This window comes from Bacillus pfraonensis (assembly GCF_050768835.1).
GTDB lineage: Bacteria > Bacillota > Bacilli > Bacillales > Bacillaceae_G > Bacillus_A > Bacillus_A pfraonensis.
The window spans coordinates 1-17,702 of record NZ_JAHCDO010000001.1; the positions used below are offsets into that span (position 1 = coordinate 1).

The following is a 17,702-nucleotide window of genomic DNA, read 5'->3' on the forward strand; positions in this document are numbered from 1 at the left end:
AATGTAACAGAGTGTTACACTTTTTCTTATATATCGCACTTAAACTAAATGATGCTTCCATTTTAACAATAGTTCTTGCAGCTTTTGTTCTTCTTCAGCAGTAAAACAGCTACAATTTTCTTGTAAAAACCCTGCATACTTCACATCGACTTTCTCTCTAATTTCTTCTCCCTTTTCAGTTAGAAAGACAAGTGTTTCACGTTGATCATTTGGATTCTTTTCCGTTGCAACATACCCGTCTCTCTTCATCCGCTGAATCATCGTAGTCATATTACTTGGAACACACCCCATATTTTCAATCAGCTTAGACATCGATATCTTTCCGGACTTCGCAAGCACTTGTATCACACCAAATTGGACATAGCTTATACTATGCTCTGCTATCGCCTTATCCAAATTTCTTTGCAATTGATGATAGACATCTCGAATACTTCCGTATAATTCTCTTTTTTTCATTTCCATTCGAAAAAGCCTTTCATTTTTATTTCATATATAAATCCTATTCCCATATATTTCATATGTCAAATAAAATAACCTTGTCTTGGTGGATTTTCCCCATACCTCCACCAAGACAAGGTCTACGACAATCTAATCTTTTCAATACAATTATGTATATTTTACAAGTTATTTTTTCGCTTGTTCCCCACTCGCTATTAACGTACTTCCTGAGAATGTCTCTTTTTGCATGAAGACTTTATTAACCAAATCTTTCTGCTCATCTTGCGACATTACACCTTTCCCTTCGCCAAGATTACCGCTTTGTAATTTCCAAATCGTATTATGATCAGCGTCAACTTTTTCATATTTCCCCTGTTTCCATCTTTCTAAAATATCTATATATGCGCTTTTTTGATTCAAATTACCACTCTTAACAATCTCTATTAAACTTTCAATTCGTTCTTGTGTTATAAAAATATAACCCCATTTTTGATCTACTTTTACTTTTTGATGTGCCATTTCATGTAATGCAATTTGCACTTTTTCATCAGTCCACTTAAAATTTTTATTAAAATCACTATTTGGCAAAGAGTAATTCCCATTCTCTAACAGTTTTGCGTTCTCTGCTTTCACTTTACTATCAGCTAACACTTCCACTGCTGGAGCTGCAGTTGGTGCTTTTTTGGCAGCTGGTTTACTAGTATTAAGATAATATAAGATACCGTAAGTAAGTGCTACACCCATTACTGCCATTCCAGCAATTATCCCTAATATTTTTAATAGTGTTTTCATTGAACACATGTCCCCCAACATTCCATCACTCATTTTCTTTCTAGTTATTTTTTTATAACTCGTTATAAAAGATTCATTGAAGATGCTTTTTTCATAAAAATTCTCCCTCAAAAGTATTATTTTATTAGTTTCTTTCCTATGTTTCCTTTTATTGTATTTCGATTCAGTTTTATATTGCAAGATTATTCTGTAAAAAGATTATAATTTTCTAACATTCAGATAGGAATTTCCTCACATTTTATCTCTTTTCGCAAAATGTGATTAGCTTTATTCAAACTATACATCTTAAAATCAATTGCATATAGAAACAAGCACAGTCTATGTGAGTATTGATAAAGATGTATTAGAACCTCGTGACGCTATTACAAATTGGGATCAAGGACATATGAATTTATCAACATTATTACAATATGTTCGTTCTATAAAAAACAAAAAATCCGTTCACGGCATTGATATTTGTGGTGAAATTTCATTCACCCTCACCAACTGAAATATTTTTTATCAGAGTATCAAGAAGCTATTATAAAAAATGAAACAGCAAATGAACAAATCTTAGAAGCCATCTATCAAACCTCTAAAGATTATAGTCATACGTGATAATCCACAAAAAATAACGAGTACATTGATTGATACAATGTACTCGTTATTTTTTACATTATGAATGATTTTTTCTAAACAAAGGAGTATCATTATCCATCTCCCTATTATTATCCAATATTAAGCTGTCTTGCTCTTTTTCCCCATAGTGGTCTCCATAGTACTATCGAAGCAATAGTAAGTAAAAATGTAGTAATCACACTTCCTTCAATTCCAAATGCTCCTCCATGTAGCGCCTCCGGCCCACTTGTTGTTGATTTAAATAAAGGAGTCGAATATATTGTCATTCCACTTACTGCAAAACCGTACACATTATATTGAGCCCAATTCCAGATAGAATGCCAAGCACATATCCCCAAAAGACTATTCTCTTTTAACACATAAAATGCCGCAAATACACCAACTAATATGATATTTGATATCGAAAGAATTGTAATACTTGGATTAAGTAGATGGAGAAATCCAAATAAAAATGAGGTAACAACAACTCCGACCCATATCCGGCTTCTAACTGAAATAACTGGAAATAACCAACCGCGTACAACAATTTCTTCTGTAGCACCTTGTACTAAAAATGCAATTAAAGAACTTAATATTCCCAATATGACTGTACTTGAAATCTGTTGCAGCTGTAAAGTAACAGAACCGATTAAAATTAAAATGACAACTGGTATTGTTATAAATATAAATCCAATAAATGCTCCGCGTACATATTTTTTCAAAGCATTATCTTTCCAAAAACCAATTGATGAAAATGACCGCTTCTCTACAAAACGAACCCATAAAAATACAAATAAAATTGCTCCGCCAAACGTTAGTAACATATTTAAATTGTTATAATGTGCTTTCATAAATGTCGTTTCTGCTTTTGGCAAGAACAACATAAATAAAATAAACAATTCACCAAGAGTTAAAAATACAACCGATAATATTACTGCTAAAATTGGATGTACTTTCTTACGCCCTTCCTTTGCTGCTTCAATTGTTTTGAATCGGCTATTGTTCAAAATTACTCCTCCCTTTCTTTTTTAGTTTTCACCTATTACAGATATTCCCTATTCTACATTAAATCTATTATTCCCCATAATTTTTAAATACAACAAGGACTGCTACTTATAATTACCTAGGGGATGTTTAAATTAGAAATAATACATTCATAAAAAGGACCTTATTCTTTCATTTTGTTAGATACATGCTATACAATCACCTCTTGTTACAGTAACGTTATTGAAATATAAGTCAGCACAAAAAACCATTTGTTTCCAACACTTGCTATTTCTCTCCATTTGTTGTAAGATAAGTCTTAAGGTCAAATTTACAAAAAGTTTCACTTTACATATTATCAAGCATCTATTAAGGATAATAAGTGTTCCTAATCGGTTTTTGATAATATGTGAATTTTTATTTTCGTTGAAATAAGACGGATCATATTGTAATTTATTTTTCTTATTTTTAGGAGGCACTTACCATGACATTAACAGGTAAAGTAAAATGGTTTAACAGCGAAAAAGGTTTCGGTTTCATCGAAGTTGAAGACGGTAACGACGTATTCGTTCACTTCTCTGCTATCACTGGCGAAGGTTTCAAATCTCTTGACGAAGGTCAAGAAGTTAGCTTCGAAGTTGAAGAAGGCAACCGCGGACCTCAAGCTAAAAACGTTGTAAAGCTATAATTTAAACAATAAAAAGGTTGTTACCATCGCACGGTTAACAACCTTTTTAATATATAATTTAAAAATTTTTACATAAAAGGAGTGGTCACATGTATCGCAATCGAAAGAACGATGTAGCAGAAGTACCACCAGAACAAACCCCTGTTTGGGAATGTGAATCAGAGGATTGTTTAGGATGGATGAGAAAGAACTTTTCATTTGAAGAAGAGCCAAAATGCCCTTTATGTAAAAGTAACATGAAAAGCGGAGAACGTTTATTACCTAAATTAGGTTAATGGTTTCATATCCCTCTTATCTTTTGATGAGAGGGATTTTTATTATTCCTCTTCATATTTATATATCCTAGTTCTTCCCTATATCTGTTCGTATTATAGAATAGATACAAGCATCGTGCTGTTTTCCACCTTGCTGAATATATCCGCGCAAGATTCCTTCTTTCTGAAACCCTATTTTGGATAGCATCTTGCACGAGGTGACATTTTCAGGGTATGTAATTGCTCCAATTCTAAATAAACCTAATTCCTGAAAACTATAAGTAATAATTTTCCGAGCAGCTTCTGATGCGTATCCTTTTCTCCAATAGGAAGGATGTAAATCATATCCAATTTCCGATCGTTTACTCCAAAGTTGTAAATTATTTAATCCAATTGTGCCAATTAACGTACCTGTTTCTTTTAATACAATTCCCCATCGAATTGCACGTTTTTCAAAAAAGTTTTTTGAAAAAGATTCAATCATACGTGAAGCCTGACCAAATTCTGTAAAGAAATTCATTCCATAATAACGCGTGACTTCTTCAAGCGAAAAAATTTCATATATTTTTTGACAATACGATTGATCAATTTCAACTAAATGTAACCGCTCTGTTTCTAAAACAGGAAATGCCATGAAAACCCTCCCTTTCTACTGATTTATTATACCAGAAAAACCTTCTCTTATTGAAAGGTTTTTCTGATATAGAATCCTGTTTTCAAAATCGATGAAACAAGATTTCCAGGTGTTTTTCTTAATTTATTATGCATATATACAATAATCACTTCATTTTCAAGCTAACAGAATTAATAATCTAAATTATATTCTTTTTATTTTATTAAGTAGTTTTATGAATCACATACCATTGAATCACATATTTTTAATACTTACTGGATAAGAAACACAAATCTTATGTTTACTGATTTAACGATAACTGCAATCATTATGGTTACAATAATCGGACTCCTGTTAGCATTCGGAACATGGAACATGGGAAATGAACTTAACAAATAAAAATAAGAATTAATACTTCTTCATTTAAAGGTAGAAGCAACTCCCTCTATCTTAATAAAGTGAAACTTTAATCAGTGGGGGTTTTCTTCATCCCCCACTGATTATTAGTTGAACCAATCGGGCCTTTACGGGCAGTTTATCTCCCACCTAACTTCTTTGCTTCCGCCGAATTTTGAGGTGGGAGTATTACTGCCCGTTAGTGCGGGATAAAAATTTGTTTTATGAATATATTTTTTACATTCACAAAACAAATAATTAGATATTAATGTTAATAATGTAAATTGTTATTCAACAAGAAGATCAGAGTGATATTAACGGAGGTGATTGAAGAAAATGTATATTTTTATAGGCATTGCTCTCTTGTTCATTTTGTTTGTTTTTTTATTCGCACAAAAATTCACACCCAACTCAGCGATGATGACAAGTTTCAAAGGAAACAGCTTCAAGACATTTATAATTGGACTTGTAATCGCCTCAGCATTATCACTTTCTTATGGGTTTTATCACGCAGCTACTTACCAACCTTCCATGCTAGATATTAAAATAAACAACACGCAATATATCGTTTCAGGTGATATCGGTGAATTTGGCTACTCCTCAGAACAATTAATCAAAAAAGAAAAAGAAGCTGAACTTTATTTTACTTCTTGGAAAACATTAAATCTAAAAAATTCTCAAATTACAATTAACTACCCTTCTGGTAAAAAAGAAACTTGGAAACCAAATATTTCTCTAATAAAAAATACATCCACAAAAGAGTTAAAAGAAAAATATAAAATAAAAGAGATTTATGTGCTCTCTCCTTATTCATTTAAAGAATCCGGGGACGTCACATTAACAATTACAGAAAATAAAACGATACGTGCAAAAACTGTAATCAACGTTAAATAGTAAAGAACTTTTAGTAAAAATAGACGAAATCCCTCTCTTATACTAGAGAGGGATTTCGTCAAAAATATAAAAATTCCTTTATTCAAAATGATTATTCAATGCTTTTACAATCTTCTCTGCCGTTTTCTTTCCATTTCCTATACAAGCTCCAATACCCACACCATAATATGATGCCCCAGCTACATATACATTTGGAAAAATAGCTAATAATTTCTCATTTAAAGATTGAACCGCATAGTTATGTTCCAAATGATAATTTGGCATTAAATCTTTCCAATCCGTAACTTCAACAACTTGCGGTTCCCCTTGAATCCCAAGACTTTTCTCAATATCAGATAAGGCAACTTGAACTAATTCTTCCTTACTTTTATGTTTCATTTTTTCATAAGCAGGATTTGAACTTTTATAAAACATCCTTACCAATAAATTTTGCTTACCTGATGTATGCTTCCATTTCCTACTCGTCCACGTGCATGCATCACAAAATAAATCACTATTTTCCGAAACAATGAAACCCGTTCCATCCGCTGGTAATTGCTCATCAGGTATTTCAAATCCTAAATAAACGCTAATCAGGGAAGAATTTTTCAACTTATTGAAATCATCATCCAATTCATTAGAACTTAATAATGTTTGTGCAATATCATGTGGAGCAGCTAAAACAACGTAGTCTGCTTTTATTGTTTCTTGATTTGAAAAAGAAACTTCATATCCGTCGTCTACTTTTTTGACATTCGTCGTTGTTACTCCTTTTCGTATGTCTGTCTCCGTCAATTCCTCTTCTAAACGATTAATAATCGTAGAAAGGCCTTTTTTAAATGATAAAAACTTCTTATTCCCAACAGCTTGAAATTGTTTTTTATTTACTTCAAAGCCTTTTATAATACTGCCATATGTATTTTTATAATCAAGTAAATAAGGTAGTGTAGACGCCATGGTAAGCTCATTCAATTTACCAGAATACACTCCTGAAAGAACGGGCGAAATCTGCTTCTCAACTAACTCTTTTCCTAAAAAGCTTTCTAAAAATACAGCGAGTGATGTATCTTTCGTAAAATCTTTGTTCTTTGTAATGAAGTCTTTTAGCGCAATGATTTTCCCCTTCTTTGAAACTAACGTACTACGAAATAACGATTCTACACTCATCGGTATACCAAATACTGTGTCAGCAGGAATCGGATGTAACGTATCATTTGCGTAAATATAAGAAATGCCCGTTTCATTGTATACTAATTCCTCTTCTAATTGTAATTCTTTTACAAACAGCATAACATTTTCGTTTCGAGCAACAATCGAATCGGCCCCTGTTTCCATAATAAAATCTTTTTCTTTCACACTGTGAATTTTTCCGCCTAAATATTCATTTTTTTCTACAAGGATTAATTCCAAATCTATATTGTAATCCTTTTTTAATCTTTCTAAATAATACATAGTAGAAAGACCTGTAATTCCTCCACCTATGACAACAACTGTTTTCATACTCGCTGCGCTGCTACTAAAAACATAGACAAACATAATCATCTACGTTAGATCATTCTTGCTTCTATGTGCCTCGCTTCGCCACTTACTCGCTACCACAATTTGATATAGCACTCCACAAGCGTAAATTCGGATGTAGCCCACCCTACATATATACGTTATCGAGATGTGATGATCGTATATTCTGTTGCATATTTCAAATTTAGACTTGCGTTAAAGTCTCTATCCATTTCAACATCGCAGTTATCACATTTAAAAATTCTATCAGATAAACGTAAGTCAACTTTTTTATATCCACAACAAGAACATGTTTTCGAACTAGGATAAAAACGATGTACCATTCTTAATTCGATACCATATTCATTGCATTTATACGTCAACCATTCTCTAAAGCGATAGAATTTCTGCACAAATACTGCACGTGACAAATGACGATTTTTCATCATCCCTTTAACATGCAAATCTTCAATTGTTATATACTTCGGTTTGACTTTCACTAAAGTATTTACAACATATCTAATATATTCCTCGCGGATGTTCGCAAGGTGATTATGAAGTTTTTGTATCACTAGGATTTGTCTATTGATATTCTTTTTAGTGGCAGATTTTTCACCTCTCTTTTTTAAATATTCATATTTACGACTTAAAGATAGGCCCCAATCTATCTTTATACGTAATCACAATTGTACCTATCTCATTTGCCATGCATGTATTGATGAAATCGTGCCATTTTTTACGGTTATAATTCATTCCCTTATTATTATAACCAAAAATTAGCTTTCTCGGCTAACAGCTGACAAAGTTCGTAAAATGTACATACTATTTCTACTTATGCTTTCAATAACATTATATAGTTAATTAATTTGTCTAGTTCTTGGCTAACTGTAAGCACCTTTTCATGTTGAAATCCATAATTCGATACTAGTGTAAATAATTCTTCTTTTTTCACTTCAATGATTTGCTCTAATTTTCTCATCTCCATACCGTATTTAATCGCTCCAATTTAAAATGTATGTACTTTAGTATAAAGTATTTACATAATAAGTAAAAGAACCAATTTTAAGTCAATCGGGCACCTTTAAGCACAAATGGGTGAATATGCCCTAATTCATATAGGATATATGAATTACTAAACATGCTATATCAAAGAAAAAAAGAGACTTAGAAGGATCATTTCCTAAGTCTCTTTATAAGATGATACGAAAACATCCGTATAGCTTCCTTGCTAATAACTGATAATGCAGTGGAAATTCTCTATTGTTGAATCTTTATGCCCAGAATTCCTTTTTAAAATACAATATTCTTTTTACAATTATTATTAAATTATATAAACGGTCTTACCTTAACAATCTCACCATAACAAAAAAGCATGACAATTTTATATCATACTTTTTGTTTTTTATTATACAACTTCTTTATAGATTCCGTAACTACACTATAAATTCTACACTTTTCTTAAAATCATCCAACTTTTAATTATGTACAATTGAACCATTTGGCCGAAAGCGACTCATCATAATTTCATCAATAAACTTACCGTGAGCTTTTAAACTTCCCCTTTTTATCCCTTCTTCTCTAAATCCAAATTTTTCATATAATGCTTTTGCCCCAGGATTTATTTCCAAAACACCAAGTTCTATCCTCTCTAGCATTAACCAATTGTCTGCAAGATCCAACATTTTCATCAGCAGAGCTTTTCCAATCCCTTTATTATGAAATTCACTATCTACACCAATGAATAAATCTCCCGAATGTGCTCTTCGTCCTTGTCCTTGCGTTAAACCAACAAATCCAATAACTTTTCCATCATACTCCGCCACAAATTCAAATTGATTCGGTGCTAAATTTCTAATTCTATTTTCCATTGCATCTACCCGCATACTAGGTAAGAAAACCATATAAGGTAACACTTCATTTTGTATGCATATACGATGAATCGCTCTAGCATCTTGTATTTCTACTGCTCGAATTGTAACTTCCATCATAATCCCCCCCATTTCCCAACTCATACACCTTAAAGATTCCTTACTACGGCGCAAAATTCCTACTTGAAGTTGTTTTTTGTCTCATGTCTACATAATTAATCCCATAGAATGACAACATTTTTTTCCTGAATTGTTATATAATTGTTGAGATGAATCTATTATTTATTAGGGGGATACAAAATGACAACACTAGGCATCATTCGCCATGGCAGCACACATTGGAATAAAGAAGATAGAGCGCAAGGAAATTCTAATATCCCACTTGATCAAGACGGATTCAATGATGCTTATAAACTAGCAGAACGTTTAGCTACAGAAAATTGGGATTTAATTTACTCTAGTGATTTACTAAGAGCAAAGCAAACTGCCGAAACAATAGGAAAAAACATTAAAAATATAGAAATCCATTTTGATCCTAGACTTCGTGAAGCAGGTGGTGGTCAAATTGAGGGAACAACTGAAGAAGAACGAATTTCAAAATGGGGAAAGGATTGGAGAGAGCTCGATTTAGGAATCGAAAGTACCGATAGTGTCATAGCCAGAGCTATACCTTTTATTGAAGAAATTACATATAAATACCCTAACAAAAATATCTTAATCGTTAGTCATGGCGCATTTATTAAGCATCTTCTTAAAGAACTAGTACCGCATTTGAGTATGAATGATTCTCCCAAAAATACATCCATTACTAAAATTAGAAAGCTAGAGAACGGATGGGATTCAGAATTATATAATTGCACGGTACACTTAGATTAACTGCTTACAATTCCAACCAAAAAGAAGACCTCTTACTAAGGTCTTCTTTTTGGTTTTTTAGTTGATTACAAATTATATAGTGCTTAAATCTCTCCACCTTATCACATAGGAAACACCATCTTTACTTGAACGGAATGGTTCCAGGATATTAATCTAATTTAGTTTTTTATATAGAGAACGAGCTACCTCATTACTTACTTGTGTTGTTACCAGTTTTAGTCTACTACTTTTCTCATATGATAATTCGTCAGAGTAACACCTTTACGTTCTATATCTTGTACACCAACTATACTGTAACCACGTCGCTGAAAAAAAGGTTTAGCAGTAATACTTGCATTCGTATTGATTTCTTGTAACTTTAACTTTCTAGCTTCAGCTTCAATTTTATTAATTAAAGCCGAAGCTATTCCTTTTCCTTGATAATTTTTATGAACATAAAGTCGATCGAGATAGCCTTTATGTGTCATATCACTAAAGCCCACAATCGTATCATTTATTTTGGCCACATACGTGATATTTTGAATGAAAGACTCTCTCCAAATTTCAATCTTATTGCATTTCGCTTCTTTAGGCGCCCACACATCTAATTGGATTTTTGAATAATCTTTTGCATTCACTGAATGAACTGTCTCATAGAACAAATTAATAATCTCTTCAGCGTCTTGTTTATTGAATTCTATAATTCATTATTTCTTTGGTTGTAGCAGAAATATAGCCAGACCCATTAAGATGAGTACAATACCTATACCTTGTTGTAAAGAAATGACTTCATCAAAAATGTAATATGCAAGGATACACGTTCCAATTGTCTCTCCTAATATACTCATTGAAATCACTGAAGTACTTAGCCATTTCAACAACCAATTGAAAATGGTTTGCCCTAAAATCGTTGCAATCAGTGCTAATCCAATAAATGACCACCATGTTTGCGCAGAATAATTGAAGAAGGATGTTTTTTGACTGTAGGCAAATATCCCTAAAAACAAACTACTACTCCCATAACTAATAACTGAATATGGAACAAGAGATAGCTTTTTACGAACATGTTGACCTACGAAGAAATAAGCAGTTATGATGCCAGCAGCAATAAAAGCTAATATGTCGCCAAATAAAGCCTGACCACTAATTTGAAAATCTTGCCACCCAATAACTATACTTCCAACAATCGCTATAAGACAACCTACTACAGCACCTTTACTGAATCTTTCTTTAAATAGAAAATAGCCTCCAATCATCGAAAACAGTGGCTGTAATGTAACGATAACCGTTGAACTTGCTACAGAAGTGTAATGTAGTGATTCAAACCACAAAACATAATGTGCTGCTAGAAATATACCCGATAATAATCCGAGTCCCCATTGTTTTTTTGACAACGAATATAATTCATTTCGATTCTTTTTACTGATTAATAAAAATGGTACAAGCATAATTGTTGCAAAAAATAATCGATAAAATGCTACGATTGCCGCCGGTGCATCTGCTAACTTTACAAAGATTGCTGAAGTTGACAAAGCAAATACACCAAAAAATAAAATTGCGTAAGAAAGAATTGGTGATTTCAATTTTATATCCTCCGATACTTCGTTTATAATAATAAAATATATACATTATAATGTACAAGAGTAAGTATAAAACGATTCTGTAATGAAATACAGTACGAATTGCTTATGTTCAGTATGTCAGCACAAAAGGATTAAAACATACATTATGATGGAAAGGAGTTTTTATCATGATCAACCATCGCCTTGGCCAAACCGTATTAAGCTATCGTAAGAAAAACAATATGACAATTCGTGAGTTTGCCGATTATGCAGGAATCAGTACTTCGCTTATTAGCCAAATTGAAAGAGGACAAGCGAATCCTTCATTAAGTGTACTAGAATTAATCGCCAAAGCATTAAATGTACCATTGTTTACACTTTTCATTAATGATATTGATACGGATTCACTCATTTCGAGAAAAAAAGACCGTAAGAAAGTATATCGTGAAAATAACGATCATATTGTCTATGATGTGTTAACACCAGATTTCATGAAAGCACGTATTGAACTCTTAATGATGGACTTAAATGCACATGCAATCACTACGGAAAGCCATTATTCACACGAAGATAAAGAAGAAATCGCTGTTGTCATGAAAGGACAAGCGTATGTTGAACTAGAAGGAACTGAATATTTTTTAGACGAAGGTGATGTAGTGCGTATTCCGCCAAATGTGAAACACCGATTTTCAAACAAAAGTGGTGAAACAAATCATATTTTATTTGTATTAACGCCATCTTTAGCTTAAACAACTAAAGATCTCTATTCTTATTTTCAATATGTAAAAAAGATATAACAAATAATAATATCTTTTTTTAAACAAATACATAACATTTCATTACAAAAACAAAAAAGATTCCTTGAATTTAAAAGGAATCTTTTTTGATAACGTGACAATACAGTTATTTAATTTTTCACTGCACTAAAAAAAGTCGTTTAAATCTAAGTGTTATTGTACAATCGTACCCTTTAGATGAATAAGAAAATATAGGAATTATGGATGTTTCATTTACTTTTTATTCAAAAAAATCGGTGCAGAGTCAATATTTTTTAACCACCGATATTCTAAACCATTTATTCCATCTTTCACCCATACATCCCCCTGCTTTTCCTTTTCAGTCTTTCGATACCAAGTAATATTTGATCCAACCACTTGAGGTGCATTATCTAATTCCTTCTTCTTTGGAAAAGTAATTTGCTTTTGTTCTCCTGATTTTATATTAATTACGTATAACACTGTAAACATAGTTGGAACTGGTCCCTCTTTCCACTCCTTGTTTTCTTTTGCACGAGCAACAATCACTTTATCTAGAGAGAGCCATTCCAAATCAAGATCAACATATCCTTTAGGTGTGTATTCCTTTCGTTTGTTCAAGGTAGGAATGTCAGTAACAGTTGTATTTTTATTTTCAACGAAAAATCTTCCTTCTCCAGATATGAAAGCTAGTTGATTTTTTGTAGGAACCCATTTTATCCATTTCTCATACCAGAGCATTTTTCCTATAACTTGAAAGTGGTCTCCTGCTGATGAAAGTACACATAGTGTATTGCTATCATTGGACCAAGAAGCAGTGGGTGTTGCTAAAAAGCTAACCCATTTCCCATCAACACTCCACTTAAAATGTTCGGCATCAATAGCAAATAAGTTCGTTGTATTTGTTTGAATGGTATAAAAAAGCTTTATTTTATTAGAATTAAGTTTGGCATCTACTGGCACTTTAAAAAGACGAACTGGTTCCCATCCAGTAGGAAGCAAATTAGATTGTGATGAAACGATAAACTCTTTTCCATTGAGAAACCATTCAAAATCACTAACACCTAGAGAAACATTTTCAAAACCTTTTGGCTGTCCATTCTTTGTTTTTGTAACGTTTAGGACCCCACCAGCATTGTAAGCTAGTTGATTTGCTATAGGTGACCATTTAAAATTTCTTGTTTCAATTGTTTCATACGGCTGATAATTTTCCTTTTTCTTTGAATCATATATATACAAATATGTTTTTTCGCCAACCTTGTCACCAACTAAATAGGCAATAAACCGACCATCTTTTGACCACTTTGGAGAGTAAACATTCAAACCTGTTGTAAGTTGTATTTCTTGATTGCCTTCTTTCATCCATAGCTGATGATTTCGTATAAAAGCAGCTTTAAGTGGAATTTCAGCAGAAGCACCTATTGGAATTTTAAAAATAATCAATATCATTAATAATAAAATCCTAATTGCCATTAATCATTCCTCCTTGTAATAGGATGTCCTTATTAATGGCTAAGATTCTATCCTTAAACATAACTGTATCAAGGGTACTCACCAAAAAATAAATCATTTTATCTACTAGTGATTCCCTTCATCAAGATGTTATCCTTATTGCTAGCTACATAATAGTTTGTTTAATAAGAATGTGACCAACACTTTCTTATTTCTTCTATTACAACCTCTGGCTTATCCTAATGAAGCAAAAGTTTTCATCTATTCATTATATGTAATTCGAATTTTAAACCTTGACTAGCATATACTTTTTTAAGTAAGAGCTATTATTTTATAGGAGTGATCCCGATGAAGCACTTCATAATAATTTTCAGTTCTATTTTGATAGCAAGTATGCTTTCCGACCTAATATATTTCCTTATCGATCTTAACTATAACCTGTTTATTGATAAATTTGACTTCTCATTATTCACATTGGATTTTATAATTTTTTTAATCATCTTTTTACCGATATACTTTATGCTACATAAATTTCTATTCCGAAAATAGATATACACCAACAATATAAAAGCTCCTTGCTCCTTCAACTTACCTTCTAACAAATTGGACTAATCCCTTTCTTATCATAGTAAGCTGGAAATAAAGGTTATAAAAATGGAGTGTGGTAATATGGAACGGTTATGGATCCCGATGATCGTTACGTTTTTTTCATTTGGTGGGTTATTATTAGGTGGTGCTGTTGGACTTGCTACGCGCCAACTTATTGAGGAAAAAATGCACCGTTTATACGCGCTATGTGGCGGCATTTTATTTGGATTATTATCATTAGAAATCATTCCAGAAACTTTTTCAAGCTATGAAGTTATTGGTCCTATACTTGGAATTACTCTTGGTATATTAATTATGAGTTTACTAGATAATCATTGCCATCACCCTATCATACATAAAAAAGACCAGCAAGCATGGCAAACTTTTTTATTTCTTTCCTTCGCTATTTTTATTCACAATATGCCGAGCGGATTTGCATTAGGAGCTGCCTTTACAAGTCATAACGAAACTGCTATTCCTTTCTTATTTGCGATTGTTATACACCATATTCCAGAAGGATTAGCTTTAATCATTCCTTTTCTCTTTACACAACATAAATATATTTCATTTCTATTAACGATTTTGCTATTATCAATTATCCTCGGCACTGGTACACTCTTTGGAATTATGATGAACGGGAAAGCAATTCACTTGCAAGGACTCATAATGGGGAGTGCAATCGGTTCTTTAGGATATGTGACAATACATGAGATGTTATGGAAAGCGAAAAAACACCTTTCTCCTTTCCCCTTCCTTTCTTGGTCTATTAGTGGTTTTTTACTCATAACCGTTTTTACTCTTTTCACTGACCATCATTAAAATAGGGCCTCATTTTTTGTATATTTTTCCTATTTATCCAAAACATAAGAGTATCTCAATGCACAAGGAGGATCTATTATGTTTCGTAAAACAGCAGGTGAAGCCCTTGTTGATTTGCTTATCGAATGGGGTGTTGATCACATTTACGGTATGCCTGGGGATTCAATCAATTCTATTATTGAACCGCTTCGAAAAAAACAAGACAAAATTAAATTCATTCAAGTTCGCCATGAAGAAGCTGGTGCTTTAGCGGCCGCTTCCTATGCAAAATTAACTGGTAAACTCGGTGTTTGTATGGCGATTGCTGGACCTGGGGCGATTCACTTATTAAATGGATTATATGACGCGAAACTAGATCAAGCACCCGTTCTCGCAATTACAGGACAAGTGGAATCAGATTTACTCGGAACTGGATTCTTCCAAGAAATAAACTTAGAAAGAATGTTTGATGATGTGGCTGTGTATAATCAACGAATTATGTCAGCTGAACAACTCCCTGCGGTTGTAAACCAAGCCATTCGTATGGCGTATACAAAGAAAGGTGTATCCGTTCTTACTATACCAGATGATATTCCGAAGTTTGAAGTGGAGGCCGGTGCACGTATAACAAGCTCTTCTTTTACATTACCCGAACTCTTTCCGCAAGAAGAGGATCTAAAGCTGGCAAAACGAGCGCTAAATGAAGCGAAAAAACCTGTTATTTTAGCTGGAAAAGGAGCAAAACATGCGAAGGAATCTTTACTTGCATTTGCAGAACATATTGGTGCTCCAATCGTTTTAACACTTCCAGCAAAAGGGATTATTCCCGATGAACACCCTCTTTGTCTCGGTGGATTAGGATTAATTGGGACAAAACCGTCTTACGAAGCAATGAAGCATGCAGATACATTAATCATGGTTGGTACTTCTTATCCGTTCACTGGTTTTTTACCCGAAAAAGCAAAAACGCTTCACATTGATACGGACCCTGCACAAATCGGAAAGCGTTATGCGACAGATATCGGCCTAGCTGGTGATGCAAATAAAACATTGAAGTGGTTTTTAGCAAATGTAGAAAAACATGAGGATCATTCATTCCTAGAACATCATCAAGAACTGATGAAAAAATGGGAAGAAAAATTACATAACCAAGAAGAAGACTCTTCTATTCCAATTAAACCACAAAGAGTTATGCATGCTCTGCAACATGTTGCTCATGATGATGCCATTTTATCAGTAGACGTTGGGAATGTCACAGTATGGGCTGCCCGTCATTTTCGGATGACGAATCAACAATTTATCATCTCTAGTTGGCTAGCTACACTCGGATGTGGTCTACCTGGCGCAATTGCTGGACAACTTGCTTATCCAGATAAACAAGTCTTTGCAATTTGTGGTGATGGTGGATTTGGGATGACGATGAATGATTTTGTTACTGCTGTTAAATATAAATTACCAATTATCGTTGTTGTATTAAATAACCATAAAATCGCCATGATTAAGTTTGAACAAGAAGTAATGGGAAATGTTGAGTTTGGTACAGACTTAACAAACCCTAACTTTGCAAAATATGCAGAAATATGCGGTGGAGTTGGTTACCGTGTTGAACATATCGATGAATTACTTCCTGCTTTTGAAAATGCAGTTAAGCAAGATAAGGCTTGCATTATTGATGTTGTAGTAGATGTAAATGAAGCACCTATGCCTGCCAAAATTACATTTGGGCAGGCAGCAGGTTATACGAAACATATGTTAAAAGAGTTATTTGAAGAAGGAAAAATTGATTTACCACCTTTGTAAAATCAAAAAAAGATAGATGAAAACAGATTGTTCTCATCTATCTTTTTTATTTAGATACTTCTTGATAGAAGGAAAAATCTTCTCTTTCACTTTTCATCTGCTTTTCAACTTTTTCTTCTTTCTTTTCCACTTTCTTTCTTCTCAGATTTCCTATTCCAATCGACCCTTGCAGACTATTACTAATAAGATTTCCTGTCAAAATCGTCAGGCTATAGAAAAACATCGGTATAAGAACGATCCAAGTATGCGTGGTCAAATGACGAAAATTTTTTCCAATTAACCCTGTCCACTCCTTCGTTACACTATCTACATCTCCGCTATATGATATCGTTCCTCCAAAGAACAATTGAAGTAAACCAAGGTGCATAAGAAGCAGCAACATACTAACAAATTGCTGGGCAACAAGTAAGAAAAAAGATGGTACAAGATGAGGCCAAACATGGCGACATAATCGATGCCATTTACTCCCCCAAGAACAGTTGCTGCCATCATAAACTCTTCTCGTTTTACACGCTGCACCTCTTGCGCTGTATACAGCATAACAGTCGGAACAGCCAAACATGTGAGAATACTAATTTGAAACAGAACTCGTATTGTGAAAGGAGCTGGAATAGTACCATTTTCAAAGAATACATACCATTGCAGCAAATAGTTGCAAAAAAGTAATCCCCCACCACTTTCCAACTCGAAACAACATAACATTTCTCCTTCCCTAATCCTTAGTTTAATTTTACGAAATATTTAAAAAGTTCAAAATGTATTTTGTAGATTTGAAAGGAAGTTTTTCAAAATATTTTCACCACCATAATAAATGAACGTTAATCTGTAAAACTAAATAAGTGTTTTTAACCATGATAGTTATAACGTCAATATTTTTATAAAATGTTACACA

General features: G+C 33.1%; 17 protein-coding genes and 3 pseudogenes. 8 read left to right on the forward strand and 12 right to left on the reverse strand.

What is annotated here, in order from left to right; genetic code table 11:
- Nucleotides 1–39: 39 nt before the first annotated feature.
- Both KFD70_RS00005 and KFD70_RS00010 read right to left on the reverse strand, forming a co-directional pair.
- Complete coding sequence (locus KFD70_RS00005; RefSeq protein WP_336453865.1) at nucleotides 40–462, reverse strand: MarR family winged helix-turn-helix transcriptional regulator; 423 nt, start codon at nucleotides 460–462, stop codon at nucleotides 40–42.
- A 162-nt stretch (nucleotides 463–624) separates the two neighbouring features.
- The gene (locus tag KFD70_RS00010; protein WP_336453864.1) at nucleotides 625–1,230 is read right to left on the reverse strand and encodes a PRK06770 family protein; all 606 of its coding nucleotides are present in this window, start codon (nucleotides 1,228–1,230) and stop codon (nucleotides 625–627) included.
- Between the two features lie 298 nt (nucleotides 1,231–1,528).
- Here KFD70_RS00010 and KFD70_RS00015 point away from each other — a divergent pair.
- A pseudogene (locus KFD70_RS00015) lies at nucleotides 1,529–1,827 on the forward strand (arginase family protein); the annotation flags it as partial.
- A 110-nt stretch (nucleotides 1,828–1,937) separates the two neighbouring features.
- Here KFD70_RS00015 and KFD70_RS00020 read toward each other — a convergent pair.
- Complete coding sequence (locus KFD70_RS00020) at nucleotides 1,938–2,834, reverse strand: CPBP family intramembrane glutamic endopeptidase (RefSeq protein WP_336453863.1); 897 nt, start codon at nucleotides 2,832–2,834, stop codon at nucleotides 1,938–1,940.
- A gap of 461 nt (nucleotides 2,835–3,295) precedes the next feature.
- On the opposite strand from KFD70_RS00020, the gene cspD reads away from it, so the two are divergent.
- Together cspD and KFD70_RS00030 are read left to right on the forward strand one after the other, a co-directional pair.
- The gene (gene cspD, locus KFD70_RS00025; RefSeq protein WP_017149558.1) at nucleotides 3,296–3,499 is read left to right on the forward strand and encodes a cold-shock protein CspD; all 204 of its coding nucleotides are present in this window, start codon (nucleotides 3,296–3,298) and stop codon (nucleotides 3,497–3,499) included.
- A gap of 89 nt (nucleotides 3,500–3,588) precedes the next feature.
- A complete protein-coding gene (locus tag KFD70_RS00030) occupies nucleotides 3,589–3,774 on the forward strand; it encodes a cold-shock protein (protein ID WP_000286200.1) in 186 nt (61 codons plus the stop codon).
- A gap of 67 nt (nucleotides 3,775–3,841) precedes the next feature.
- On the opposite strand, the gene KFD70_RS00035 is transcribed toward KFD70_RS00030, so the two are convergent.
- A complete protein-coding gene (locus tag KFD70_RS00035) occupies nucleotides 3,842–4,387 on the reverse strand; it encodes a GNAT family N-acetyltransferase (protein WP_336453862.1) in 546 nt (181 codons plus the stop codon).
- 711 nt (nucleotides 4,388–5,098) lie between these two features.
- Here KFD70_RS00035 and KFD70_RS00040 point away from each other — a divergent pair.
- Nucleotides 5,099–5,656 carry a hypothetical protein gene (locus KFD70_RS00040; RefSeq protein ID WP_336453861.1) on the forward strand — a complete coding sequence of 186 codons (558 nt, stop codon included), beginning with the start codon at nucleotides 5,099–5,101 and terminating at the stop codon, nucleotides 5,654–5,656.
- Between the two features lie 78 nt (nucleotides 5,657–5,734).
- Here KFD70_RS00040 and KFD70_RS00045 read toward each other — a convergent pair whose 3' ends face one another.
- The 4 genes and pseudogenes from KFD70_RS00045 to KFD70_RS00060 form a co-directional block, all read right to left on the reverse strand.
- Complete coding sequence (locus tag KFD70_RS00045) at nucleotides 5,735–7,135, reverse strand: protoporphyrinogen oxidase (RefSeq protein ID WP_336453908.1); 1,401 nt, start codon at nucleotides 7,133–7,135, stop codon at nucleotides 5,735–5,737.
- Between the two features lie 158 nt (nucleotides 7,136–7,293).
- Nucleotides 7,294–7,785 (reverse strand): annotated as a pseudogene (locus KFD70_RS00050) (RNA-guided endonuclease InsQ/TnpB family protein); the annotation flags it as partial.
- A gap of 179 nt (nucleotides 7,786–7,964) precedes the next feature.
- Nucleotides 7,965–8,117: an aspartyl-phosphate phosphatase Spo0E family protein gene (locus tag KFD70_RS00055; protein ID WP_174103696.1), complete on the reverse strand. Its 153-nt coding sequence runs from the start codon at nucleotides 8,115–8,117 to the stop codon at nucleotides 7,965–7,967.
- Nucleotides 8,118–8,607: 490 nt separating this feature from the next.
- The gene (locus KFD70_RS00060) at nucleotides 8,608–9,117 is read right to left on the reverse strand and encodes a GNAT family N-acetyltransferase (RefSeq protein WP_336452463.1); all 510 of its coding nucleotides are present in this window, start codon (nucleotides 9,115–9,117) and stop codon (nucleotides 8,608–8,610) included.
- Nucleotides 9,118–9,300: 183 nt separating this feature from the next.
- Between KFD70_RS00060 and KFD70_RS00065 the strand changes: the two genes are divergently transcribed.
- Entirely contained in the window at nucleotides 9,301–9,876 is a 576-nt protein-coding gene (locus tag KFD70_RS00065) for a histidine phosphatase family protein (protein WP_336452464.1), read from the forward strand.
- A 215-nt stretch (nucleotides 9,877–10,091) separates the two neighbouring features.
- Here the strand turns inward: KFD70_RS00065 and KFD70_RS00070 are convergent, their stop codons facing one another.
- Together KFD70_RS00070 and KFD70_RS00075 are read right to left on the reverse strand one after the other, a co-directional pair.
- A complete protein-coding gene (locus KFD70_RS00070) occupies nucleotides 10,092–10,517 on the reverse strand; it encodes a GNAT family N-acetyltransferase (RefSeq protein ID WP_336452465.1) in 426 nt (141 codons plus the stop codon).
- 45 nt (nucleotides 10,518–10,562) lie between these two features.
- Complete coding sequence (locus KFD70_RS00075; protein ID WP_336452466.1) at nucleotides 10,563–11,438, reverse strand: DMT family transporter; 876 nt, start codon at nucleotides 11,436–11,438, stop codon at nucleotides 10,563–10,565.
- 167 nt (nucleotides 11,439–11,605) lie between these two features.
- On the opposite strand from KFD70_RS00075, the gene KFD70_RS00080 reads away from it, so the two are divergent.
- Nucleotides 11,606–12,166, forward strand: coding sequence for a helix-turn-helix domain-containing protein (locus KFD70_RS00080; protein ID WP_174102021.1), 561 nt, complete (start codon nucleotides 11,606–11,608; stop codon nucleotides 12,164–12,166).
- Nucleotides 12,167–12,427: 261 nt separating this feature from the next.
- On the opposite strand, the gene KFD70_RS00085 is transcribed toward KFD70_RS00080, so the two are convergent.
- A complete protein-coding gene (locus KFD70_RS00085; RefSeq protein WP_336452467.1) occupies nucleotides 12,428–13,645 on the reverse strand; it encodes a translocation protein TolB in 1,218 nt (405 codons plus the stop codon).
- A gap of 648 nt (nucleotides 13,646–14,293) precedes the next feature.
- Here KFD70_RS00085 and KFD70_RS00090 point away from each other — a divergent pair.
- Complete coding sequence (locus KFD70_RS00090; RefSeq protein WP_336452468.1) at nucleotides 14,294–15,031, forward strand: ZIP family metal transporter; 738 nt, start codon at nucleotides 14,294–14,296, stop codon at nucleotides 15,029–15,031.
- Between the two features lie 78 nt (nucleotides 15,032–15,109).
- On the forward strand, nucleotides 15,110–16,810 hold the full coding sequence (locus KFD70_RS00095) for a pyruvate oxidase (protein ID WP_336452469.1): 1,701 nt from the start codon (nucleotides 15,110–15,112) through the stop codon (nucleotides 16,808–16,810).
- Between the two features lie 46 nt (nucleotides 16,811–16,856).
- Here the strand turns inward: KFD70_RS00095 and KFD70_RS00100 are convergent.
- Nucleotides 16,857–17,437: pseudogene (locus KFD70_RS00100) on the reverse strand (ABC transporter permease subunit); the annotation flags it as partial.
- Nucleotides 17,438–17,702 lie beyond the last annotated feature (265 nt).